Source organism: Marivirga arenosa (assembly GCF_030503895.2).
Taxonomy (GTDB): domain Bacteria; phylum Bacteroidota; class Bacteroidia; order Cytophagales; family Cyclobacteriaceae; genus Marivirga; species Marivirga arenosa.
The window spans coordinates 1,094,319-1,118,546 of record NZ_CP129970.2 but is presented as its reverse complement, the minus strand read 5'-3'; the positions used below and the strand labels follow the sequence as shown (position 1 = coordinate 1,118,546).

Sequence of the window (24,228 nt, the reverse complement as noted above, 5' to 3'; positions counted from 1 at the left end):
AGATGAAGTGGTGAACCAGATTCTTAGAAAGCAATGAACCAGGTAAAAAGCTACCTGGCTCTTATTCTTTTAAATTACACCTTGGGCTTTCATTGCGTCTGCAACTTTTAAAAACCCATAAATATTTGCGGCAGCCAAATAATTATGTTGATTTAATTCGTATTCTTCAGCTGTTTTAACGCAATTGTCATGTATATCCTTCATAATATTTTTTAGTCTATTGTCTACTTCCTCATGTGACCAATATACTCCAATTCTATTCTGACTCATTTCTAAGCCTGAAACGGCAACTCCACCTGCATTAGTAGCTTTACCTGGAGCATAAAGAATTTCAGCTTCACAAATAACATCAATGGCTTCGGCTGTTAAAGGCATATTAGCACCTTCGGTGAGCAGTTTTGCACCTGATCTTTTAATGTTTTCAGCATCCTTTTTATTGATTTCATTTTGAGTTGCACATGGAAATACGCAATCCGCTTTGGTTTCCCATAAAGGGTTATAGTCTTTATCTGCATCGTTTTCTACATATTTAGCATTGGAGTATTTCTCTAAATATTCTGATATTCTGCCTCTATTCACATTTTTAATTTCTTTGATGAATTCGAGCTTTTCTTGATTTATTCCTTCATCATCAATAATGTACCCTGAAGAATCTGAAGCAGTGATGGGTTTGGCGCCTAATTCAATTAATTTTTCTAAAGTGTATTGTGCCACATTTCCTGAACCAGAAACCACACACTTTTTATCCTTCAAGCTATCATCATTTTTTTCCAACATGTATTGGGAAAAGTACACTAAACCATAACCCGTAGCTTCAGGTCTAATCAAGCTACCGCCCCATTCTCTCCCTTTTCCCGTTAATACTCCGGTAAATTCATTTCTGATTTTTTTATAAGCACCGAATAAATAGCCAATTTCTCTACCTCCAACGCCAATATCACCAGCAGGCACATCCGTAAAATGACCGATATGTCGATATAATTCACTCATAAAAGCTTGGCAAAAACGCATAATTTCAGCATCCGATCTTCCTTTCGGATCGAAATCAGCACCACCTTTACCACCGCCTAAAGGAAGACCGGTTAATGCATTTTTAAAGATTTGCTCAAAGGCTAAAAATTTCAGTATGCTTTGGTTTACTGAAGGGTGAAACCTTAAACCTCCTTTATAGGGGCCTAAAGCACTGTTCATTTGTACTCGGAAACCCCTGTTCACTTGCACTTCCCCATTGTCATCAAGCCAATTGACTCTAAATGAAATAAGTCGCTCAGGCTCAGCCATTCTTTCTAAAAGGCGTAGATGATGAAATTCAGGATGTTTTTTAAAAACAACACCGATTGATGAAATTACTTCCTCTACTGCTTGAATAAATTCCGGTTCATTCGGATTTCTTCTCTTTATTTTTTCGAGTAATTCATTTTCAGACATAAAAAATAGTTCAATGTTAAAGATTGATAAATATGCTAAAAAAAAGTTTAGCTGTGTGTATCTAATTTATTTTCTTATTTAAAACATATTTTTAAGACGGTAATCAATTAAAAATGATACTTCAAACTCTATCTAATTTGGGTTTGGTCTGATTTTTGGTTTTGATTTTTCGAACCAACATCAAACGTTATGAAGCAGTTAGTATATTTTGGTATTCTTATCCTTTTTTTATCCTCTTGTACAGAGAGAGGTCGATTAGAACGCAGAGCTGACCGAATTGAGGGAAAATGGTATTTTGATAGAGCATTTTACAAAGAAGATAATGCTTTATTTAGGAACAATTTAATGGAAGATTACAGAGGGGATCAAATCATTTTTCATGAAGATGGTTTTGCTGAATACTATGATGCTTCATTGGATGCATATTTTGGTGGAGATTGGATTTTAACTTTACACAAATACAACTATCACGATGGTAGTGAAAGAATTTATACCTTAGATATGGAATTCTATGATTATATCCATCGTGATAGATTTAGCATTTATAGTGATGCAGTTAAAATTGGACTTAATAACTTAAATCTTGAGTCCTATGACGATTTTGGAACTTATACTTTTAAATTAAATAAGATCGATTAAGCTTTTGCTGATAATTTTTTTACTAATGCAGTTACCCATGATCTAGGCGTAAAACGTACGCTAAAGGCCATTAATTTATTTTGGAAACCATGGATCGCAACTCTTTTTCCATTTAACATAGCATGATAACCATATTGGGCCACCTCAGCTGAAGTTGGAAGCTTTTTGTTCTTCACTAATTTTGAATCATCTAAATCTGCTGCATTTTGGAAGCCAGAAGCCGTAGGTCCAGGGCACAGAGCAGTAACAGTCACTCCCGAGCCTTTTAATTCTTCAGCAATAGCTTCTGAAAAAGCTAATACATAATGTTTAGTCGCATAGTAAACCGCCATTAAAGGCCCTGGTTGAAATGAGGCCGTAGAGGCTAATTGCATTATTTTTCCAGATTTTCTTTTAAGCATTCCATCTAAGTATAATCTAGTAAGTATCGTTAGGCTGGAAATATTTAAATCAATCATTTGAGTAGCTTTATTGAGGTCTGATTTACTGAACTCTTCAAAATCTCCAAAGCCGGCATTATTTATCAAGTAATCAATTGAAATGTTATTTTTTTCAGTAAACTCAAATAGATCATAAGCCGATTGGGTTTCCGAAAGATCAAAAGCAGCAACTGTCACTTTAATTTTGTGACGGCTTTCTAATTCTTTTTTGAGATCCAAAAGCTTTTGTTCTGATCTTGCGACCAATACTAAGTCATCTCCTTTTTGTGCGTGAATTTTTGCTAGCTCTAAGCCAATGCCTGAAGAGGCTCCTGTAATTAATGCAGTTTTCATATTGTTAATTGTTATAGATTGAATATTCATTCGGTTTTTGATAAAAAAATTATTTCTTGACTGCTTTCCAAGCGAAATTTGCCAAGTCTGATACTGTGCTTTTATTTAAATTCCCAACACTGTGAAATATTTTAGCTGCAGAAACCACGGTTCCATGCACCATTTCAGTCATAACCTCTACATCAATAGCAGACATATGTCCGTATTCAATTCCTTGTTGTAAGAAGTTGATAATTGGTTGGTAATGCTTTCTTTGTTCTTCTTTGGTTTCTTTTTGAATGAAAGGAGATTGAGCATATTGTTCCAAAAATTGAAATCGCAATCGATTATTTGCATAAAATGTAAATAATGCTGTCCATATCGATTTAAAATCTTCTTCGAAACTGTTCCCACTTAGTTCAGCTGCTTGCATTGACTTTCCCATTTTTTCTTTTGATTCGGAATACAATGCTTCCAGCAGCACTTCTTTATTTTCAAAGTGATGATAGATGGTGCCAGCTGCAACTTTAGCCTTTTTGCTAATCATTGACATAGGGGTAGCATGAAAACCGTTTTCGGTTATCAACTCCAAAGTTGCTTGTAATATGAGTTCTCTTTTGTTCATCAGTGCAAATATACGAATGAATGTTCATTCGGTTTTAGGTTAAATGATTTTTTTTGAGAAAAATATGTAGACCACATAGTTTTGTCGATAAAACTAGTAAAGAGCCCTATAAGATGTTCAGTCTTCTCAGTTCGATTTACTTGAAGATTATAATTTCTCTTTTAAGAATTCTGCAGTATGATTATTTTTAATTTTTATCATTTCCTCAGGTAAACCTTCGAAAACTACGTTTCCGCCTTTTTCACCTCCTTCAGGACCAAGGTCTATTATCCAATCGGCAGTCTTGATCACTTCCATATTATGCTCGATAATAATAACCGAATTACCTTGTTCAATCAATGCATTTATTGATTCTAGTAATTTTTTGATGTCATGGAAATGTAAACCAGTAGTTGGCTCATCAAATATGAAAAGATTATGATCATTTTTGATGCTTCCTCCTTTTCCTAAATAAGAAGCCAATTTTACTCTTTGAGCTTCACCACCACTTAATGAGTTTGAAGATTGTCCTAAACGAATATAGCCAAGACCCACATCGTTAAGAGGTTGTAGTTTATTGATAATAGGGTTATTGCCTTCAAAAAATTCTAAACTTTCCTCTACTGTAAGGTCTAAAACTTCTGCAATATTCTTCCCTTTATACGTAATTTCTAAAATTTCATTTTTGAATCGCTGACCTTTACAACTCTCACAAGTTAACTCTATGTCAGCCATGAATTGCATTTCAATTTTTTGAATACCTTCTCCCTGGCACATTTCACATCGTCCACCATCTACATTAAAGCTGAAAAATGCAGGTTTATATCCTCTTTGCTTAGCTAAAGTCTGGTCGGAAAATAATTGACGGATTGCATCATAAGCTTTTACATAAGTTAATGGATTTGATCTTGAAGATTTTCCAATTGGATTTTGATCCACAAACTCAATGGATTTTACTTTTTTGTAGTCCCCTTCAAGTTTTTCAAATTTACCTGTGCTCTCAGTGCTTCCTTGGCCAATCATCTTAGCTAAGGCTGGATTTAAGATTTTTTTGATTAGGGTAGATTTACCTGAGCCGCTTACACCAGTCACAACTGTAAGTACTTCAAGTGGAATTTTCACTTCCTTTATGTTGAGATTATTTTCTTTCGCTCCTTTAATGGAAATGCTGTTTTTCCACTTTCTTCTTGATTTCGGTACGACTACTTCATTGCTGCCATTTAAGAAGCGTGCGGTATGAGTATTATCGGCTTTTTTTAAAGCTTCAAGATCGCCTTGAAAAACTAAATTCCCCCCATGAGCTCCAGCATCTGGCCCTATGTCGATAATCTCATCTGCCTCGACCATTACCTCTTCCTCATGCTCTACAACAATAACAGTATTGCCTAAATCTCTAAGCGTTTTCAACACTTTTACCAACCTAGCGGTATCACGAGGATGCAGACCGATTGAGGGTTCATCCAAAATATACATGGACCCAACCAAAGCACTACCTAATGAAGTAGCCAACTTAATTCTTTGAAATTCTCCACCAGAAAGAGTTGAGGTTAGTCTGTTTAAGGTTAAATAACCTAAACCTACTTCCATCAAATATTCTAATCGGCTATTTATTTCTTTAAGGATTCTCCCAGCAATTTTCTGCTCGCTTTCAGTTAGTTTTATTTCATTAAAAAACTTTAATAACTGGTCAATTGGCTTAAGTACTAATTCTATGATAGATTTATCATTGATTTTTACATAGCCCGCATCCTTTCTTAATCTAGTACCTTTACAATCAGGACATGTGGTTCTTCCTCTATAGCGCGATAACATCACTCTATATTGAATTTTATGCATTTTAGATTGTAAATGATCGAAGAACTTATTCAATCCTTTGAAATATTTATTTCCTTCCCAAAGTAGCTGGTATTCTTCTTTCGTTAGTTCTTCTATAGGTCTGTGTATCGGGAAATCAAATTCAATACCATGTTGGATTAGTGGCTGAACCCATTTTTTCATGGTTTCTCCTTTCCATGGTGCAATAGCCCCTTCGTATACAGATAAACTTTTGTCAGGAATTACTAAATCTTCATCAATGCCCAATATTTTACCAAAACCTTCACAAGTTCTGCAAGCCCCATAGGGGTTATTAAAGCTAAAAAGGTTTATAGAGGGTTCCTCAAACTGAATACCATCCAATTCAAATCTATCATTGAATTCTTTTTTTCCTTCAGATTCTACAAAATCAATGATGCACTCTCCATGCCCTTCAAAAAATGCAGTTTGAATTGAATCTGCTATTCTAAATTGGTTGTCTTCATCTTCTTTTTGAACAGAAGTTCTGTCGATCAGAATAAATAAATCTTTTCTTTTTAAAGACTGATTTTCTTCAAGTATATCCTCTATATATAATGTATCCTCTTTGTGAACTACTCTAGTGTATCCTTTACTTAATAAGAGTTCTAATTCCTGCTGAAGTGTCCTTCCTTTAGGAACAATTAAAGGTGCCAGAATCATAAATTTTTCACCTTCTTTATGAGCATGTATAGTATCAGATATGCTTGATACAGTATCTCTGGTCACTATTTTTCCGCTTTTAGGAGAATAGGTGATCCCTATCCGCGCAAAAAGTAATTTCATATAATCGTAAATCTCAGTAGTAGTACCCACTGTTGACCTTGGGTTTCGAGTATTTACTTTTTGCTCAATCGCTATGGCGGGTGAAACTCCTCTTATGTAATCAACTTCAGGTTTTTCCATTCTACCCAAGAACTGTCGGGCATACGAACTAAGGCTTTCTACATACATTCTTTGGCCTTCGGCAAATAAAGTATCGAAAGCTAAAGAGGATTTACCAGATCCGGATAAGCCTGTAACTACTACTAATTTATTCCTTGGAATAGCTACACTAAGGTTTTTTAGATTATTAACCCTAGCCCCTTTAATGATTATAAATTTTTTAGGATCAAGCTCTTCAAATGCAACTTGACCTTTAGTATTTTCCTTTAATTCCATAAGCGTACAAAGATAAGAGGCTAACTTGAGAAATGTGAATTTGTTGTTAAAGTTAGTGTAGATCTTAAACCCTAAATAAAAAGATAAAAATTTTTCAGAAGATATGACCCAATCCAAAAATATTATGTGTGTAGCATATTGAAAGGAAAAAACTATATCTAAACATTATGAAAAATTTAAATCAAATTAAGAAATGGGGATTGCTATTTGCAGCTTTCCTAATTGTATTATCATGTAACGATGAAGATCCAATTGTTGGTGAACCCCCAATTGCTGATGCGGGAACAGATATCACAGCATCAGTTGGTAGCAACGTTACTTTAAATGGAAGTAGTTCATCAGATCCTGAAGGTGGTACTCTTACTTTTAACTGGGAATTAACTCAAGCCCCAACAGGTAGTTCAGCAACTGTATCAAATGCTACTAGTGAAATTGCAATTTTCGTTCCTGATGTGGAAGGAGATTATGTGGCCACTCTTACAGTGGAGGATGCTGATGGAAATACAGCCACGGATGATGTGTTAATTTCTGCAACTGTGAATGATAATGAAGCACCTACTGCAGTGATTACTGACACAGAAAACCAATCAATACTTTCTGAAAATGGAAATGATGTATTAAATGTTGGAAATACATTTCAGTTTTCAGCTGAAAATTCTACTGATCCAGAAAATGATGCTTTAAGCTATTCTTGGGAAGTTACTGCTGCGCCAAACAACAGTACTCCTACACTGGCAAACGAAACAACTTCAGTGCTTGATTTTACTGCTGATTTAGAAGGAGAATATACTATTATGTTAACTGTGAATGATGGCAATGGAAATGAAAGCACTGCTGAAGTAAGCATCACGGCAGAAGTATCCCCCGTAATTATTGATGCAGATGTAATTGAAGATACTACCTGGGAGGATGTTTACGAAGATCCTAGCCTTCCAGATTATCGCATAATAGGTAATATTAGTGTATCGGCTTATCTAACAATTGATCCTGGGGTAAATGTTATTTTAGATGAAAATGTACAAGTATTTGTAGGTTCAGGTGGTGTGTTAGATGCAAATGGAATCTCAGGTAATATGGTTCAATTTTCTTCTTCTAATGTAGAAGCAGGTCAACATTGGAAAGGACTATTTATACAGTCTTCTGATCAAAGAAATAGCTTAGAATATACTATAGTAGAATATGCTGGTAATTCTGAGATGTCTTTTGCTAGTGGAACAGACTACAAAACTAATATTGGATTAGATGCAGGAGGATACTTAAATGTGCAGAATTCACAAATTACAAATAGTGATGGCTATGGACTACTCATACATGATGATGAAAGTGATTTAGGAACATTTAGCACGAACTCATTTAGCAATAATGTAAGAGCTGTGGGGATTAGGGCATTACATGTATCAAAAATTGATGAAGCGACTTCTTTTTCAGAAAATGCCTCTGCAGATGTTGAAATTTTCCAATCTACCTTACCTAATACTGAAACAGTAAATTGGAACAAATTAAATGGAGATTCAAAATATAGAGTAAGTGGCGAGTTAAATATTGATGGAAACCTTACTATAAATGCAGGTGCATATTTAACGTTTGATCAAAATGTTGCCATGAACATAAATTCAGGAGCTAGCATAAATGCCTCAGGTGGTACTTCAAATAAAATAGTTTTTACAAGTTCAAATATTGATGGTGGATTATTCTGGAGAGGTATTTTAATTAAATCATCTAATCAAAACAATGTTTTGAGTAATGCTGAAGTGTCTTATGCTGGTAATAGTGAATGGGCGTTTGCAAGCGGTACAGATTATAAAGCAAATATAGGTTTAGATGCTGGAGGTCAATTAAATCTTCAGAACACAACTGTGTCAAATGGTGATGGATACGGTCTGTTTATCCATGATGATGAATCAGATTTAGTGTCTTTCGAAACTAATAATTTCAGCGGTAATCAGACTGCAATCGGATTAAATGCATTGCATGTTTCCAAAATAGACGGAGCAACTACTTTTTCTAATAATTCATTAGGACAAGTTGAAATTTTTGGTTCTACATTGGCAACAACAGAAACCGTTACTTGGAATAAATTAGATGGAACTTCTAAATATACAATAACTGGAAATGTTACAATTGATGGTAATCTTACAGTAGCGGCTGGAGCTTATTTTGAAGCTAGAGAAAACATTTATATTCAAATTGAAGGATCCATCATTGCAGAAGGGACTGATACTAATAAAATTACTTTCACTTCAACCTCAGGGGTAAAGTGGAACGGAATAAGAATAGCTTCTTCAAATGCTAATAATTCTCTCGATTATGTGGTAGTAAGTAATGGTGGTTTTTCAGAAATGCCATTCCCAAGTAGTTCAGATTATAAATGCAATGTAGGGGTATTTAGAAGTGCGGTAATTAATATAACGAACTCAGAATTTTCCGGTTCAAATGGTTATGGAATTGCAATTGATCAAGATGGCGGAACATCTGTAAATGATGTGGAATCGGCAGCTGCAAATAATACATTTACTAATAATACTGCAGGTTCTGTATTATTAGACTAATAATTTAAGGGCAATTAATTAAATTGCCCTTTTATTTCAAACTAAACTTTTATGAAACGAATAACTATTATTTTAATAGCGATTATTAGTATCGTTAGCATTGATGCAAATGCTCAAAAATCTTTCGAAAAAGGCACCAATTTATTGAACGCAGGCTTTGGATTTGGCTACTATGGTTACGGTTTTGGGGTTGGAACAAGGAGCTTTTCTGTTCCGGCTATTACCGCAAATTATGAAGTAGGTGTGGGCGATTTCATTGGAGTAGGCCCTTATGTGGGTTTTGCGAGCTGGAATTACCGAAGTGCAGGTTTTGAAGGAGGCTACTCCATTTTTGCTTTTGGAGGTAGAGCTAGTTTTCACCTTACCGATGTATTGTTGAATGATGCTCTAGATTTAGGGGTCGATCCGAATTTGGATTTTTACGGCAGTATTATATTTGGCTTTAATGTAGATGGATATACTGGTGATTTCACTAATAATTATAATAATGGTCTTAGTGTTAGCTTTGGTCCAATTTTAGGATTTAGATATTATTTTAATGACAGTTTTGGTGCCTACATTGAAGGTGGTCGTGGAACTTTCAGTTATGGTACTATAGGCATTACCGTAAAAATGTAAGTTATATAGAAGCGAGACCTAAGCAGGTATAAGCATTTGTTTAGGTGTTGTTTTTTCATTTTAAGCTGAAAAGCCGTCTCATATTGAGCCGGCTTTTCATTTTTAAGACTAATCTTAATCTTCTCGTAATTCTCTAAGATATAATTGAATGGTATTTTCTAAACCAAAGTATAAGGCATCGCAAATAAGGGCATGCCCAATACTTACCTCATCCAAAAACGGGATTTTTTCTCTTAGGTATCTAAGGTTTTCTAAACTTAAATCGTGACCTGCATTAATTCCTAATCCAACTTCTTTTGCTTTATTGGCAGCTTCTACAAAGGGAAGAACTGCTTTTTCTTTGTCTTTAGGGTATAGGTTCGCATAAGGTTCTGTATATAATTCTATTCTGTCAGTACCAATTTTAGCAGCATTTTCAATTAAATTCAGATCTGTTTCTATAAAAATAGATGTTCTTACTCCCATACTTTTTATTTGCTGAATCACATCTTTGAGCTGATCATAATGCTGAACGGTATCCCATCCTGCATTTGAGGTTAAAACTCCCGGAGGATCAGGTACTAAAGTCGCCTGAGCGGGCTTATTTTTTTCTACAAGTTCTAAAAATCGCTCATCAGGATAACCTTCTATATTAAATTCAGTCGTGACTATGGGAGCCAAGTCATAAACATCCTGTGTGGTAATGTGGCGTTCATCAGGTCTGGGATGGATAGTAATTCCTTGTGCTCCAAACCGTTCGCAATCTTGTGCGACTTTTACTACATTAGGGTTGTCACCACCTCTAGCATTACGTAATGTGGCGATCTTATTGATATTGACGCTTAAGCGTGTCATAATTTTATTTTAATATGGTAACTTTGCAACAAAGTTAAGGTTTAAAAAAATACTATGAGCTTAAAACAACAAATTGATACCGATATTAAGACCGCAATGCGATCTAAGAACAAAGAAGAGCTTCAGGCATTGCGTTCAATTAAATCTCTAATTCTTTTAGCAGAGTCAGAAAAAGGAGCATCAGAAAATCTTTCTGAAGATGCAGAAATGAAATTGTTGATGAAAGCAGCAAAGCAAAGGAAAGAATCAGCAGAAACCTATAAATCAAATGGAAGAGAAGAATTAGCAAATGCTGAATTATTAGAATTAGAAGTAATTGAAAGGTATTTGCCTAAGCAGATGTCTGAAGCGGAGGTTAAAGAAAAATTAACTGAAATAATAGAAGAATTAGGAGCTTCAGGCCCACAAGATATGGGGAAAGTAATGGGGACTGCTACCAAAAAACTAGCTGGAAAAGCGGATGGAAAAATGATCTCTCAACTAGTTAAAGAAATACTTAATTCTTGAAAACCTTAGATATATTATTATTAATCCCACTTCTATTTGGGGCTTACTTAGGATATAAAAAAGGATTGCTTTTAGAAATTGTTTCATTAGTAGCGCTAATTGTGGCTATAATTGGTGCATTTAAGCTGCTTGACTTCGGAATGGATTTGCTTCAACCCTACTTTGAGAACTGGGAGCAAGCCTTACCAATAATATCGTTTATTCTTTTATTCGTAGGTATTTTATTGCTGGTGAATTTGGTAGGGAAGGTTGTGAAGAAAATTTTAGATATGACCTTATTAGGTGGTCTTGATAATTTTGCCGGATCTATAATTGGCTTATTAAAATGGGCCTTCGGTGTAAGTCTAGTTCTTTGGTTAGGTGAATCAATTGAGATTAGTATATCTGCTGATATGGCAGAAGGAACTTATATTTATCCAATAGTAGCTTCTATTGCACCATTTGTAGTGGAATTAATTTCTGATTATATGCCATTTATTCAAGAGGTTTTTGATCAATTAAAATCACAATTTTTATAAGCTTAGTATATGATATTGATATTAGATAATTTTGATTCATTTACTTATAATTTGGTTGATTACTTTAATCAATTAAATGTTGATTGTGAGGTAATTCGAAATGATATTCATCCAGAAAAAATTGATATATCTAAATACGATGCATTAGTTTTATCACCCGGCCCAGGCAGACCAGAGGATGCAGGATATTTATTGGATTACATAAAATCTTTTGAATCTAATTTACCAATATTAGGAATCTGTTTAGGACATCAAGCCTTAGCAAAGTATTTCGGTGGGGAAGTTGTACAGGCACTTAAACCTATGCATGGGAAGCTGTCACAAGTCAGAATTCTGGAGCAAAATCAATTGTTGGAAGACATGGAGAGCTCTTTTGAAGTTGTTCGGTATCATTCATTAGTAGTAAATATTGAAGAAACATTACTACTACCATTGGCTGAAACGGCTGAAGGTGAAAATATGATATTTAAGCATTGCAATAAGCAAATTTTTGGTATTCAATATCATCCTGAAGCAGCATTGACCCGTTATGGATTAAAGATTTTAGATAATTGGGTTAATATCATGAAGGCTAAAAGCTTAGCATTTGTAAATAAAATAGCTTAGATTAAGTGAAAATGATATTTTTATCTTAATTAGTTTCTTTTCGTTAAAGGAATTATAAAATTTGAATAAACTTAGAGGAAGGTAATCCTCAACGCTTTAAAAATAATATGAAAATACATAAAGAAGGAGAATATAGTTATATTGATGAAGGCCAAGGTGAACCATTAGTACTTTTACATGGTCTTTTTGGCGCACTTAGTAATTGGGAAGGAGTTGTAAATAAATTTTCAAAGGAATATAGAGTACTCATTCCTTTACTACCTATTTATGAAATGCCAATTAAAAAAGCAGGCCTTGATGCTTTAACCGACTTTGTTGAAGGCTTTGTTGAGCAGAAAGGATTATCAGATATGAATTTAATAGGTAATTCTTTAGGTGGACATGTTGCTTTGATTTACACTTTAAGGCATCCTGACCAAATAAAAAGACTTGTTTTAACTGGAAGCTCTGGCTTATTTGAAAATACAATGGGTGGTTCATTCCCTAAAAGAGGGAGCTATGATTATATCCAAGAAAGAGTAGCTTACACTTTTTATGATCCAAAAACCGCAACCAAAGAATTAGTAGATGAAGTTTTTGAGACTACTAAAAGTATACCGAAATGTATGCGTATAGTAGCGATTGCAAAATCTGCTCAAAGACATAATATGCGTGAAGAAATTAAAAAAATTCAGGCACCTACATTGCTAGTTTGGGGTTTAAATGACACCATCACTCCGCCAATGGTAGCGCATGAATTTGATAAATTAATACCAAACACTACCCTTAAATTCATTGACAAATGTTGTCATGCACCTATGATGGAGCATCCGGAGATATTTAACAATTACCTTGAGGATTGGTTAAAAAGTACAGAACGAGTAGAAATGAAATGATAGTAGATTTGATAAACGATATGATCCCACCACTTAAGGTGACAGACGATGCAGCTAAAGCATTAGTTTGGATGGAAGAATTACGTCTTCATGCTTTACCTGTAATAAAAGATAAAACCTTTTTGGGTTTCCTTACAGAGGATATGATTATTGATCAGAATGATGTAGGAGCTAAAGTAGGAGACTTTCTTTTAAGAGGAGAGGATTGTTTCGTTTATGATTACCAACATACTTACGAAGCGGTTAAAAAAGCAACAAACTTTGAATTTGAATGTGTAGTTGTTTTAAATGAAAAAGATGAATTTTTAGGCGTTGCAGTTTTGTCTGATGCGCTTTCAATTTTTTCTCAGTCAGCTTCAATTCAAAGTGAAGGAGGTGTTATTGTTTTATCTATGAACCAAGCAGATTATTCATTAAGTGAGATAAGCCGTTTAATTGAATCCAATGATGCTCGAGTAATGGGTTCAAGTCTGAATATTGATAAAAATGAACCTACAAAATTTAGATTAACCCTTAAAATTAATAAGGTTGATCTTACCCACATCATCGCTACCCTAGAAAGATTTGGCTATAAAGTGGTTGCTAAATATCAGGAGGTAAAATCAATATCTAATGAGAAAGAAAGATTAGATATGCTAATGCGTTATTTAGATGCCTAATACCATTAAAATTGCTCTTCACGGTAAAGTATTTAATGATGAGGTAAAGCCTCACATTAAAAGAGTTGTAGATGTTTTAATCTCTTCTAAGGCAGAGTTGATTGTTTCAGAGTTATTTGCTGAAAAATTTAATACTGCATTCCCTGAATATGCCAATTTTGATATTTTCACTCAACTTAGCGAATCAGATGAGGTTCATTATTTGATCAGCTTGGGAGGTGATGGTACTCTTCTGGAAGCAGTCAATTATGTTGGTGCTTTAGAAACTCCAATTTTAGGAATTAACACAGGAAGATTAGGTTTCCTAGCCACTACTCCAAAAGATAAGATTGATAAAGCATTATCGGATTTATTAAATAAAAACTATAAGGTAGATAGCAGAGCTTTAATCCATCTTGAAACTGATTCCAACGTTTTTGAAAAAAAGCCTTTTGCCTTAAATGAATTTGCAATTTTAAAGACAGATTCTTCCTCTATGATTACAGTTCACACTTATGTAGATGGAGAATATTTGAATTCATATTGGGCAGATGGATTAATAGTAGCAACCCCTACGGGCTCTACAGGCTATTCTTTAAGCTGTGGAGGGCCAATTATTCTTCCACATTCTAATAATTTTGTAATCACACCAGTTAGTGCTCATAATCTGAATGTTAGGCCTTTAATCGTTTCAGATCAAAGCGTTATATCCTTCAAAATAGAGGGAAGAAGCAATAAATTCTTAGTATCCCTCGACTCAAAATCACATTCTGTCGATTCTTCTATAAAATTGTCAGTTAGAAAAGCTGATTTTAAAGCTAAATTGATTACGTTTGATCAATTGAACTATTTTGATACGCTAAGACAAAAATTAAACTGGGGATTAGATTTAAGGAATTGATTACCACGAATTTAATTTTTTATATTATTTTTGCTCTTTAAGTAGAGAACCAATATTAGGATGAGAAAATTATTACTAGCTTTTACAATTATAATGTCTGCAGCAATAGTGTTGCCAGATAGTGTTGATGCTCAAATTTTTGGAGGCAAGAATAAAAGAAGGAAAAGTGCTAAAAGAATTGGTTCATTTTCAGGTTCTAAACGTTTGTTCAATCCTGAGATTTCTTATTATTCAATTGGAGGAGGAATAAACGCATTAAACTATTTCGGTGAAATCGCACCAACTTCATCCGCTGCAAGTACCGACATTTCATTTACACGCCCAGGAATCAACTTGTTTATTCAACAAAGATTTGGCGATAGGTATTCTTGGAAAGCAAATTTAATGTGGGGTCGATTACAAGGATCAGATAAGGAAACAATTGGAGAAGGTAACTTCACTACTGAGAATGCGAATCGATACTTAAGAAATTTAGATTTTAGAAATGATATTATTGAATTGACCGCACAAGGAAGAGTAGATCTTTTCAAGCATTCAGGTCGATTTTCATCTCGTCCACCTTTCAATGTGTACGTTACTTTTGGTGTTGGTGTCTTTTATCATAATCCAAAGGGCTTGGCTCCGGAATATTTTTCTACTGATGCTTTTCAAGTAGATAACCCAGGTGACTTTGAAGGTACAAGGTATTATCCTCTTGAACAATCAGGTCAATGGGTAAGTTTAAGAGAATTAGGTACAGAAGGGCAATTTGCAGATCAGGCTACTAGAGATGAGTACAAAAACGCTTTTGGTAAAGATTTACCTGATCCTTACAGTAGATTCCAATTAGTAATCCCCTTAGGAATAGGTGCAAGATATAAGTTGACAAATAATTTAGATATTGCACTTGATTTAAGTTACAGACATACATTTACCGATTATTTAGATGATGTAAGTGGTGAGTATGTAGATTTAGGGGTTTTTGGCAATCCATCCGATCCTAATGCTGCTTTAGCGATGGCCATGTCGGATAAGTCAAATCAATTTGATGCTAGTACTTTTATAGAAAGTATTCAACCAATTCTTTATACTCAAAGAATAGATAATAAAACATCCTCTTTAAATCCTGATTTCACGTGGAGAAGAGCTGCTGGATATGGTTCCAACGGAGGGTTTGGCAATGATGATCCTAGAAGAAATATAAGAGGTAATCCGCGAGATAATGATATTTATATTGTAACAAATATATCTGTTTCATACATTTTGAGCGGTGGGCTCGTTAAAGGAGCAAAGTTTAGATAATATTTATGTTAAATTTCTTCTTTAAGTCATATAAAACGAACATTGGCCTATTCTTAATTTCATTTATTTTATTTTCAAATACTATAAATGCTCAATCAAAAGAATTTGGAGGAGGGATTGCCAGTTTTAATTATACAGGTGATCTCATTAGAACTTATAATATTACCAATCAATCAGTAGGAGTTAATTTATTTTACTCTAGAAATTTTAAAGAAGGCTTCGGGGCTAAACTGAATTTCGGTGCAGGTAGAATAAAAGGAAGTGACCAAAACCCAATTGATCCACAAGCGCAGGTAAGAAATGCTGCTTTTCAAGATTTTATAACCGAGATTTCAGGAGTAGCAACTTATGATTTTCTTGATTTTCGTACAGAAAGAGCATTGGTGAAATTTACACCCTATTTAGCTGCTGGGGTTGGTTTTTTTCTTATCAACAGAGCTGATAAAAATGCAGATTATAGTGATATTCAGTTAATGATTCCGTTTGGAGGAGGAATAAAATATAGCTTGGGCCCCCTATGGACATTAAACTTTGAGTTTTCTGCAAGAAAATTATTTTATGATTATTTAGATAACATTTCAGTGGAACAGATTACTGATAAAAGAAATTCTGATTTTCAGTTTGGGAATTGGAATGATAATGATTGGTATTATTTCGCTGGCTTATCAATAAGCTATACCTTTTGGGGGATAAATTGCCCAGTTCCGCTTAAAAAATAACTGTAGAATTTCCACACAAGTTTATTAATAATAATGATTTTTGTACCTTGCGGCCTTATTTGGAGCAGTTGATTGAACATGGAAAAAAATTTGGATAAAAACAATTTACCAAAACATGTAGCCGTTATTATGGACGGTAATGGGAGATGGGCAAAAAAACAAGGTGCAGCCAGAGTTTTCGGTCATAAAAATGCTATTAAGTCTGTCCGTGATACGGTTGAAGGATGTGCAGAGTTAGGGATTTCACATTTAAGTCTATATGCTTTCTCAACTGAAAACTGGGGAAGACCAAAAATGGAGGTTGATGCTTTAATGCAATTATTAGTGTCAACTATTAAGTCTGAAATGAAAACTTTAATGGAAAATGATGTCAGATTGTCTTCCATTGGAGATATTAAAAAGTTGCCGACTAAGTGCAATAATGAATTGGAATCTGCGATTGAGCAAACAGCTAACAATAAAGGTTTAAATTTGATTTTAGCATTAAATTATAGTGGGAAATGGGATATTATGCAGGCATGTAGAAAAGCAATGACTGCAACTGAAAATAATAAGCTAAAAGCTAAGGACTTAACAGAGGTTGAGTTTGAAAAATTTTTATCTACATCAGGAATACCGGATCCTGAACTATTAATCCGGACGAGTGGTGAATATAGGATTAGTAATTTCATGCTTTGGCAATTGGCTTACTCAGAAATTTATATTACTGATATATTGTGGCCAGATTTCCGAAAGGAACATTTACATGAAGCATTATTGAATTATCAATCTCGAGAAAGAAGATTTGGAAAAGTATTAAGTGAATGAAACGAAATCTATTAGTAGTAATAGCTATTCTTATAAGCGCAACATCTGTTTTTGCGCAGGTCAATCCATCAATGGATTACAGTAAGCCTCGAAAATATGAAGTAGTTGAGGTTGTAGCAAATGGATTAGAATATTTGGATGAAGGGGCGGTTGTCGCCATAACAGGAATTTCCAAAGGAGATAGAATTGATATCCCAGGTGATGATATTTCCTTCGCCATCAAAAAAATGTGGAGGCAAGGTCTTTTTGCAGATATTGCCGTTAAATATGAAATAGTTGAAGAGGGTAAAATCAAATTGATCCTCGATTTAACAGAAAGACCGAGGCTAACGAAATATTCATTTCAGGGCATCAAAAAATCAAAAATATCTGAAGTATCTGATGAGTTGAGCTTGGTAAAAGGAAGAATACTTACCGATGCCTCAGTTAAAAATGCCGAATTAAATATCAAGAAGTATTTTATTGATAAAGGTTTCTTAAATGTGGAGGTTGGTTCAATTCAAAGACCTGACAATCTTGTAGGAAATGGAGTTGAATTAATCTTTCAAATAGATAAAAAGAATAAAGTTAAGGTTGAAGATATTTATTTTGTCGGGAATGAGTCTTTTGGAGACAGAAGGTTAAGAGGTAGAATGAAAAATACAAATGAGAAATTGAGATTCACCTTATTTGAAGATGTTGTCAGTCGAGCCATTCACTCTAAACCTAAAAACTGGTTTCAATTTTTATTTAAGCAAGATTCTGTTGGCTTAAATAGAGCTTTAGATTACTTTGGTGAACATGTAAATGTGAACTTCTTTAAATCTTCTAAACTTGTTAAAGCTGATTATGAAGAAGATAAAAATTCATTAATTGAATTTTATAACAGTAAAGGATATAGAGATGCTGAGATTACTTACGACAGCATATACAAACAAGGAAGAAATATTGCAGTCGAAATAGGAGTAGATGAGGGACAAAAGTATTATTTCCGCGATATCAACTGGACGGGTAATTTCAAGTATAATGATGAGGTTTTAAGTTCAGTTTTAAATATTAAAAAGGGAGATATTTACAATCTCGAAAAGATAAATAGGAAATTAAATTACGACCCTACAGGAAATGATATTAGTTCTATTTACATGGATAATGGTTACCTATTCTTTAATGTAACACCAGTAGAAGTAAATGTAGAGCAAGATTCAATTGATATTGAATTACGAGTTTATGAAGGTGCTCAGGCAACCATTAATAAGGTAACCATAAAAGGAAATACAAGAACGAAGGATCATGTGGTTCTTAGAGAATTAAGGACCATCCCGGGAGAAAAGTTCAGTCGTCAGAAATTAATTAGAACACAGAGAGAATTGTCTCAATTAGGATATTTCAATCCAGAAACCGTTAATCCTACTCCGGTTCCAAATCCGAATGATGGAACAGTTGATATTAACTGGGAACTTGAAGAAGTTTCAAACGATCAAATCCAATTATCTGGTGGATGGGGAGGTTTTATCGGGTTTGTAGGTAGTTTAGGAGTTACTTTTAACAATTTCTCCTTAGGTAATTTCTTAGACTTTGGAAATTGGGATCCACTACCGGTTGGAGATGGACAGATTTTATCTTTACAATTTCAGGCAAATGGTAGGCAATTCCAGAGTTATAATTTCTCATTCACAGAACCTTGGTTAGGAGGTAAAAAGCCAAATGCCTTAACTATAGGAGGTAGTTATTCTTATCAAGGTGATTTCGTGAATTTCAGAGATCCAAGATCAGGGATTTCTGGCTCATTCAGAATTTTTAGAGGGTTCGTGAGTTTATCAAGAAGATTAAAATGGCCTGACAACTTCTTTACATTGGCCAATTCATTGGAGTATTCTCGTTATACTTTAAATAATTCAAGAAGAATTGGATTCCAATTGGGATGTACTGATTGTGAGGCTAATAATATTAACTTTAAAACTACAATTGCTAGAAATAGTGTAGATAATCCAATCTATCCAAGAAGTGGTTCAAATGTTAGTTTATCAGTTTCATTAACTCCTCCATATAGTTTATTGAATAATAAAAATTACGATGAACTATCATTTGAGCAAAGTATTAACTTCCTTGAATTTAATAAATGGATGTTTGATGCTTCATTCTTTAATAAAATTGCAGGTGATTTAGTTATAAATACAAGAGCGAATTTTGGAATAATATCTAGTTATAGCGATAAAGTAGGAGTTGGGCCATTTGAAAGATTCATTTTAGGCGGTTCTGGTTTAGCAGGAGGTCAAGGATTTATTTTAGGTAGTGATATCATTGCATTAAGGGGTTATGAGGATAATTCATTAAGGCCGACTGAATTTGTGCCTTCCTTTGAGAATGGATCAATGACAAGACGTCAAGTCAGTGGAGGAACTATTTATAATAAGTTTGTGATGGAGCTACGTTATCCAGTATCATTAAACCCTTCTGCAACAATATTTTTATTAGGATTTGGTGAAGCAGGAAATACTTGGACTAGTTTTAGTGATTATAATCCTTATGATCTAAAACGTTCAGCAGGTTTTGGAGCTAGAATTTTCATGCCAGCTTTTGGTACTATTGGAATTGATTGGGGATATGGATTTGATAATGCTCCAGGCACAAATGTTAGAAGTGGAGGCCAAATTCACTTTACTATTGGTAATCAGCAGAGATAAATTGGTATGAGATTTGTTAAAGTCCTAATAACAATTGTAATTTTGGGAATTGCCTCGCAAAAGGCGCTGGCTCAAAAATTTGGTTACGTGGATTCTAAATTCATTTTAAGTAAAATGCCTGAGTATGCAGAAGCTAAACAAGAAATTGATGCTTTGACAAGTGCCTGGCAAAATGAAATAAAGCAAATGCGTAAAGAGATTGAATCGAAATACGCTGCTTTAAAGGCAGAAGAGGTTTTACTAACAAAAGAATTAAAAGAAGAGCGCTTAGCTGAAATTGAAAAAAGAGAAAAGGAAGTTGAAGAGTATCAAAATAAAGTATTTGGATTCAATGGATTATTATTTCTCAAAAAGAAAGAATTAATAAAACCAGTTCAAGATAAAGTTTTTGAAGGGGTTGAAATAGTAGCAAAAAAGGAAAGGCTACAAATAGTATTTGATAAAGCAGGTGAGTTAATTATGATTTATACAGATCCTGTACATGATTATACAGACTTAGTTTTAGAAGAACTAGGACTAATTGATGAAAACGATTTAAATAAGAATTAATAAAGTGAAAACAAATATGAAAAAGGGATTAATATTAATTTTAGCATTGGGTTTATTTTACACTGCAAGTGCCCAAGAAACAAAAATAGGATTCACGAATGCTGATTATGTATTGAGCTTAATGCCAGAATCTAAAGAAGTGCAATCTCAAGTTGCTGCTTACGAAAAGCAATTTTCAAATTCAATCCAGCAAAAATATCAAGATTTTCAGCAACAGGTTGCAGAATACCAACAAAATGCTCCTACCATGACAGAGCAAATGAGAGCTGAAAAAGAGCAAGAATTACAAGGCTTACAGCAATCATTACAAAAATTTCAGCAAGATGCTGAGCAATCAATTGCTCGTAAGCAACAAGAGTTGTATCAACCGTTATATGAGAAAATTCAAAATGCTATTGATAAAGTAGCTGAAGAAAATGGATACACTCATATCGTAAGAGCTGAGGCATTATTATATATCTCTGACGAAGAAGCGGGTGATATTTCACCAATGGTATTAAACAAATTGGGTGTTGAAGCTCCAAATGCATCAGCAACTGATGAATAAGATAGATTAGTTAATCAATTAAATTATAAAGATATTAGCCTTGAAGAAATTCAAGGCTTTTTTTGTTTTAAGGTAATATATATGGCTATTTCCCCTCCATTTTTAAAAGAAGGCGATCTAATTCTGGTGCTCAGTCCATCAGGAGTAGTAGATAAAAAAAAAGTAGAAAATGGTATTGAGATTCTTAAAGAAAAAGGATTCAAGATAGAGATTAGTAAGAATACCTTTAACGCATATTTTAAATTTGGTAGCAGCCATGAAAATAGATTATCTGATCTTCAAAATGCTTTAGATCACCCTGAAGCCAAAGCAATTTACTGTGCCAGAGGAGGATTTGGCATCACTCATATATTAGATGATTTAGACTGGACAAAGTTCAAAGAGAACCCGAAATGGATTATTGGCTTTAGTGATATTACTGCTCTTTTAAATGTCACGTATAAAAAGGGATTTGCCTCTTTGCATGCTAGTGTTTTACAGGGCCTTTCAAAGCTCGATAGTCAATATCAAACCTCCATTTTTGATTGTTTAAAAGGTAAGGTTGATAAAATGGAAGCTAAGAGTAAATTCAATAAAAATGGAGAGGGTACAGGATCATTAATAGGAGGTAATTTATCTTTATTAGTAAATCAAATTGGTACAAGGTCTGAATTAGATTATAGGGGTCAAATCCTCTTCATTGAAGAAGTGGCTGAACCACTTTATCATATTGATCGAATGTTTCTGCAATTAAAAAGAGCGAATAAGCTAAAAGATTTAGCAGGCCTCGTAGTTGGTCAATTTACCAATTTGATAGAAGATAAATCTATATATGGTCAATCTTTAGAAGAGATTATTCTTGCTCATTGCAAAGAGTATGATTTCCCAATTGGATTTAATTTTCCTTTTGGGCATGGTGAGGATAATCACTCAATCGTTCATGGGGCAAAAGTAAATATGAAAGTGAGAGATAAGGAGTCGGAAATCTCTTATGGCGTTTCACCCCAATAAAAAGCCAGCTAACAACCCAATCAACACCACATAAGGAGCTGGAATTTTGGTAAACAAAAGGATTCCTACTGTTCCTAGTATTAGGCTAAAATTCAATAGATTTGCTTGAACAGGTTCAAATAGTAGGAAAATTGCGGCTACCACCATCCCTGAACTGACCGCAGTTATTCCTTCTAGAGAGGCTTTAATGATTCTGAATTTTTTCAATTGGTCCCAGAATCTTATTAAGAAAATCATCATCAAGGTACCCGGTACGAATATTCCCACTGCGGCTAAGAAGCCCCCTAATATTTCACCCCAAACTCCATATTCACGCATTGACAAGGTGCCGATGTAACTGGCAAATGAGAAAGTAGGTCCAGGAATTGCTTGTGCTATAGCAAACCCGCTTAGAAATTCTGAAGAACTTAAATAATCCTTAAAATCTACAAACTCCGTATACAAAAAGGGAATTAATACCTGGCCACCCCCAAATATTAGACTTCCATTACGGTAAAAATTCTCTAGCAGTCGAATTGGTAAAGATTGAGTAAATAAACCAATGAGTGCAATCAATATTAAAACACTAATCCAAATGATTAGCGCTGTCCATCGGATTTTGATCTTTTCTTTCTCTTCAATGGGTTGAGCTTTATACTTAAGTCCAGTTATGAATCCGCCCGCTAAAATTAATAGGGGGAATAAATAAGGGGAATTGATCAAAACTGTGATGCTAGCAGATACCACAAGCAAAATGACACTGGTTTTAGTATGAATCACCTTTTTAACAATTCTGTAGGCAGCAGCTGCTACAAAGCCTACTGCAATCGGTTGAACAAAGGTTAGAAAATGAGTGGATAGCTCATTTTCATCAATATTGGACATTAATATTCCAAAAGCTGTCATTAAAGCAACTCCTGGAATTGCCCAAACAAATAATGTGATAAATGCAAAAGGAGCTCCTCCTATTTTAGTCGCCAAACCGGTAAGAATTTGAGTAGATGAAGGCCCTGGCAACATCTGACACAGGGCATTCATTTCAATTAATTCTTTTTCCGTTAAGTAGCCTCTTTTATAGACTAAATAATCTAAGAATAGCGCAAAATGAGCAGTGGCACCTCCAAAAGTGGTGAGAGATAGGATAAAAATATCCTTCAAATAAATGAGATATCGGATATTTCTAACCACTAATTACTTCTTCAGTAATCCGATTTCAGCTAATCGTTCTTCTAAGAATTGTCCAGCTGTCATATCATCATATTGTTTTGGGTTTTCTGCATCTACACAACTATCTAAACAAGTTAAATCCATGCTCGATTTAGGATGCATGAAAAACGGTATACTATACCTAGAAGATTTCATTTGCTCTTTAGGTGGGTTTACCACTCTATGAATTGTAGATTTTAATTTATTGTTCGTTAATCGAGCTAGCATATCCCCAACATTCACGACTAATTGATTGGGTAATGCTGTAATTGGAATCCACTCTCCATCTCTTCTTAATACTTGCAATCCGTCAGCACTAGCCCCCATTAATAAAGTAATTAAATTAATATCACCATGTTGTGCAGCTCTTACTGCATCTTCAGGTAAATCTTCAGGATTTTCAATTGGAGGATAATGAATAGCTCTTAAGATACTATTTCCATAGGTTACATGAGTATCAAAATAATTTTCATCTAAGCCTAAATAAAGAGCGATTGCACGAAGCATTTCAAAGCCTGTTTTTTCAAGTTTCTGATAAGCCTCTTTTGCTAATTCGGCTAGCTCAGGCACTTCAGTTGGCCACAGATTGTCAGGGTACTCTTTTTTTAATTCATGATCCTCAGGTACAAATTGCCCTACCTGATAGAATTCTTTCAAGTCTGGTACTTTATGTCCTTTTGCTTGTTCTTTCCCTTTACTTGTGTAGCCTCTTTGTCCAGCTAACTCTTCTTTTTCGTAGGCTTTCTTTTGTTCACTATCTAAAGCGAAGAATTTTTCAACTGCAGCATATAATTTTTGGCTTAGCTCGTCACTTAGGTAATGACCTTTAATCGCTACGAAACCTATGTTGTTGTAAGCTTCGCCTAATTCTTTTACAAACTGCTCTTTAGTTTCTGCAGTTCCATTTGTGAAATCTTCCAGATTCAAGGAAGGGATTTCGGTATATAATTTCTTGCTCATAACACTATCCGGGGTTTAACTGTTGATAGTGTAACATAATCACACTACCTTAGTACACTTTACT

Annotated in this window: 23 protein-coding genes; 16 read left to right on the top strand and 7 right to left on the bottom strand. The window is 34.3% G+C overall.

The features are described from left to right. Window positions 1-69: 69 nt before the first annotated feature. Window positions 70-1,428: an NADP-specific glutamate dehydrogenase gene (gdhA, locus tag QYS48_RS04890; protein WP_308357763.1), complete on the bottom strand. Its 1,359-nt coding sequence runs from the start codon at window positions 1,426-1,428 to the stop codon at window positions 70-72. A 189-nt stretch (window positions 1,429-1,617) separates the two neighbouring features. Here gdhA and QYS48_RS04885 point away from each other — a divergent pair, with 189 nt between their 5' ends. Then, window positions 1,618-2,067, top strand: coding sequence for a hypothetical protein (locus QYS48_RS04885; protein ID WP_308357762.1), 450 nt, complete (start codon window positions 1,618-1,620; stop codon window positions 2,065-2,067). Here QYS48_RS04885 and QYS48_RS04880 read toward each other — a convergent pair. The 3 genes from QYS48_RS04880 to uvrA all read right to left on the bottom strand — a co-directional run bounded on the left by QYS48_RS04880 (window position 2,064) and on the right by uvrA (window position 6,417). Beyond that, a complete protein-coding gene (locus QYS48_RS04880) occupies window positions 2,064-2,840 on the bottom strand; it encodes an SDR family oxidoreductase (protein ID WP_308357761.1) in 777 nt (258 codons plus the stop codon). The two genes, QYS48_RS04885 and QYS48_RS04880, sit on opposite strands and share 4 nt — an antisense overlap. 49 nt (window positions 2,841-2,889) lie before the next feature. Then, window positions 2,890-3,444, bottom strand: a complete 555-nt coding sequence (locus QYS48_RS04875) for a TetR/AcrR family transcriptional regulator (protein WP_308357760.1) — start codon at window positions 3,442-3,444, stop codon at window positions 2,890-2,892. Window positions 3,445-3,591: 147 nt separating this feature from the next. Further along, window positions 3,592-6,417: an excinuclease ABC subunit UvrA gene (uvrA, locus tag QYS48_RS04870; protein WP_308357759.1), complete on the bottom strand. Its 2,826-nt coding sequence runs from the start codon at window positions 6,415-6,417 to the stop codon at window positions 3,592-3,594. 167 nt (window positions 6,418-6,584) lie between these two features. On the opposite strand from uvrA, the gene QYS48_RS04865 reads away from it, so the two are divergent. Both QYS48_RS04865 and QYS48_RS04860 read left to right on the top strand, forming a co-directional pair. Beyond that, window positions 6,585-8,966 (top strand): PKD domain-containing protein, encoded by a 2,382-nt coding sequence (locus QYS48_RS04865; protein WP_308357758.1) that lies wholly within the window; start codon window positions 6,585-6,587, stop codon window positions 8,964-8,966. Between the two features lie 51 nt (window positions 8,967-9,017). After that, window positions 9,018-9,584: a hypothetical protein gene (locus QYS48_RS04860; protein ID WP_308357757.1), complete on the top strand. Its 567-nt coding sequence runs from the start codon at window positions 9,018-9,020 to the stop codon at window positions 9,582-9,584. A 114-nt stretch (window positions 9,585-9,698) separates the two neighbouring features. Here QYS48_RS04860 and QYS48_RS04855 read toward each other — a convergent pair whose 3' ends face one another. Further along, window positions 9,699-10,418 carry a pyridoxine 5'-phosphate synthase gene (locus QYS48_RS04855; RefSeq protein ID WP_308357756.1) on the bottom strand — a complete coding sequence of 240 codons (720 nt, stop codon included), beginning with the start codon at window positions 10,416-10,418 and terminating at the stop codon, window positions 9,699-9,701. 54 nt (window positions 10,419-10,472) lie between these two features. Between QYS48_RS04855 and QYS48_RS04850 the strand changes: the two genes are divergently transcribed. From QYS48_RS04850 to QYS48_RS04790, 13 genes are all read left to right on the top strand, one after another. After that, window positions 10,473-10,925 carry a GatB/YqeY domain-containing protein gene (locus QYS48_RS04850; protein ID WP_308357755.1) on the top strand — a complete coding sequence of 151 codons (453 nt, stop codon included), beginning with the start codon at window positions 10,473-10,475 and terminating at the stop codon, window positions 10,923-10,925. Next, on the top strand, window positions 10,922-11,443 hold the full coding sequence (locus tag QYS48_RS04845) for a CvpA family protein (protein WP_308357754.1): 522 nt from the start codon (window positions 10,922-10,924) through the stop codon (window positions 11,441-11,443). Before QYS48_RS04850 ends, QYS48_RS04845 begins: the two co-directional genes overlap by 4 nt. A 9-nt stretch (window positions 11,444-11,452) precedes the next feature. Next, a complete protein-coding gene (locus QYS48_RS04840; protein WP_308357753.1) occupies window positions 11,453-12,049 on the top strand; it encodes an aminodeoxychorismate/anthranilate synthase component II in 597 nt (198 codons plus the stop codon). A gap of 107 nt (window positions 12,050-12,156) precedes the next feature. Then, window positions 12,157-12,924 (top strand): alpha/beta hydrolase, encoded by a 768-nt coding sequence (locus tag QYS48_RS04835; RefSeq protein ID WP_308357752.1) that lies wholly within the window; start codon window positions 12,157-12,159, stop codon window positions 12,922-12,924. Next, window positions 12,921-13,583, top strand: a complete 663-nt coding sequence (locus QYS48_RS04830) for a CBS domain-containing protein (RefSeq protein ID WP_308357751.1) — start codon at window positions 12,921-12,923, stop codon at window positions 13,581-13,583. Before QYS48_RS04835 ends, QYS48_RS04830 begins: the two co-directional genes overlap by 4 nt. Continuing rightward, a complete protein-coding gene (locus QYS48_RS04825) occupies window positions 13,576-14,463 on the top strand; it encodes an NAD kinase (protein ID WP_308357750.1) in 888 nt (295 codons plus the stop codon). The genes QYS48_RS04830 and QYS48_RS04825 overlap by 8 nt, the downstream gene beginning before the upstream one ends. Before the next feature lie 60 nt (window positions 14,464-14,523). Continuing rightward, the gene (locus QYS48_RS04820; RefSeq protein WP_308357749.1) at window positions 14,524-15,744 is read left to right on the top strand and encodes a hypothetical protein; all 1,221 of its coding nucleotides are present in this window, start codon (window positions 14,524-14,526) and stop codon (window positions 15,742-15,744) included. Window positions 15,745-15,749: 5 nt separating this feature from the next. Beyond that, window positions 15,750-16,463, top strand: a complete 714-nt coding sequence (locus tag QYS48_RS04815; RefSeq protein WP_308357748.1) for a DUF6089 family protein — start codon at window positions 15,750-15,752, stop codon at window positions 16,461-16,463. A gap of 78 nt (window positions 16,464-16,541) precedes the next feature. Continuing rightward, entirely contained in the window at window positions 16,542-17,270 is a 729-nt protein-coding gene (locus QYS48_RS04810) for an isoprenyl transferase (protein WP_308357747.1), read from the top strand. Then, window positions 17,267-19,933 (top strand): POTRA domain-containing protein, encoded by a 2,667-nt coding sequence (locus tag QYS48_RS04805; protein ID WP_308357746.1) that lies wholly within the window; start codon window positions 17,267-17,269, stop codon window positions 19,931-19,933. The genes QYS48_RS04810 and QYS48_RS04805 overlap by 4 nt, the downstream gene beginning before the upstream one ends. A gap of 6 nt (window positions 19,934-19,939) precedes the next feature. After that, complete coding sequence (locus QYS48_RS04800; RefSeq protein WP_308357745.1) at window positions 19,940-20,482, top strand: OmpH family outer membrane protein; 543 nt, start codon at window positions 19,940-19,942, stop codon at window positions 20,480-20,482. Window positions 20,483-20,498: 16 nt separating this feature from the next. Then, a complete protein-coding gene (locus QYS48_RS04795) occupies window positions 20,499-21,029 on the top strand; it encodes an OmpH family outer membrane protein (protein WP_308357744.1) in 531 nt (176 codons plus the stop codon). Window positions 21,030-21,110: 81 nt separating this feature from the next. After that, window positions 21,111-22,019: an LD-carboxypeptidase gene (locus QYS48_RS04790; protein ID WP_308357743.1), complete on the top strand. Its 909-nt coding sequence runs from the start codon at window positions 21,111-21,113 to the stop codon at window positions 22,017-22,019. Here the strand turns inward: QYS48_RS04790 and chrA are convergent. Together chrA and QYS48_RS04780 are read right to left on the bottom strand one after the other, a co-directional pair. Then, window positions 22,008-23,156, bottom strand: coding sequence for a chromate efflux transporter (gene chrA, locus QYS48_RS04785; protein ID WP_308357742.1), 1,149 nt, complete (start codon window positions 23,154-23,156; stop codon window positions 22,008-22,010). The genes QYS48_RS04790 and chrA overlap by 12 nt on opposite strands. A 33-nt stretch (window positions 23,157-23,189) precedes the next feature. Continuing rightward, the gene (locus QYS48_RS04780; RefSeq protein ID WP_308357741.1) at window positions 23,190-24,164 is read right to left on the bottom strand and encodes a 2-oxoglutarate and iron-dependent oxygenase domain-containing protein; all 975 of its coding nucleotides are present in this window, start codon (window positions 24,162-24,164) and stop codon (window positions 23,190-23,192) included. Window positions 24,165-24,228: the final 64 nt, after the last annotated feature.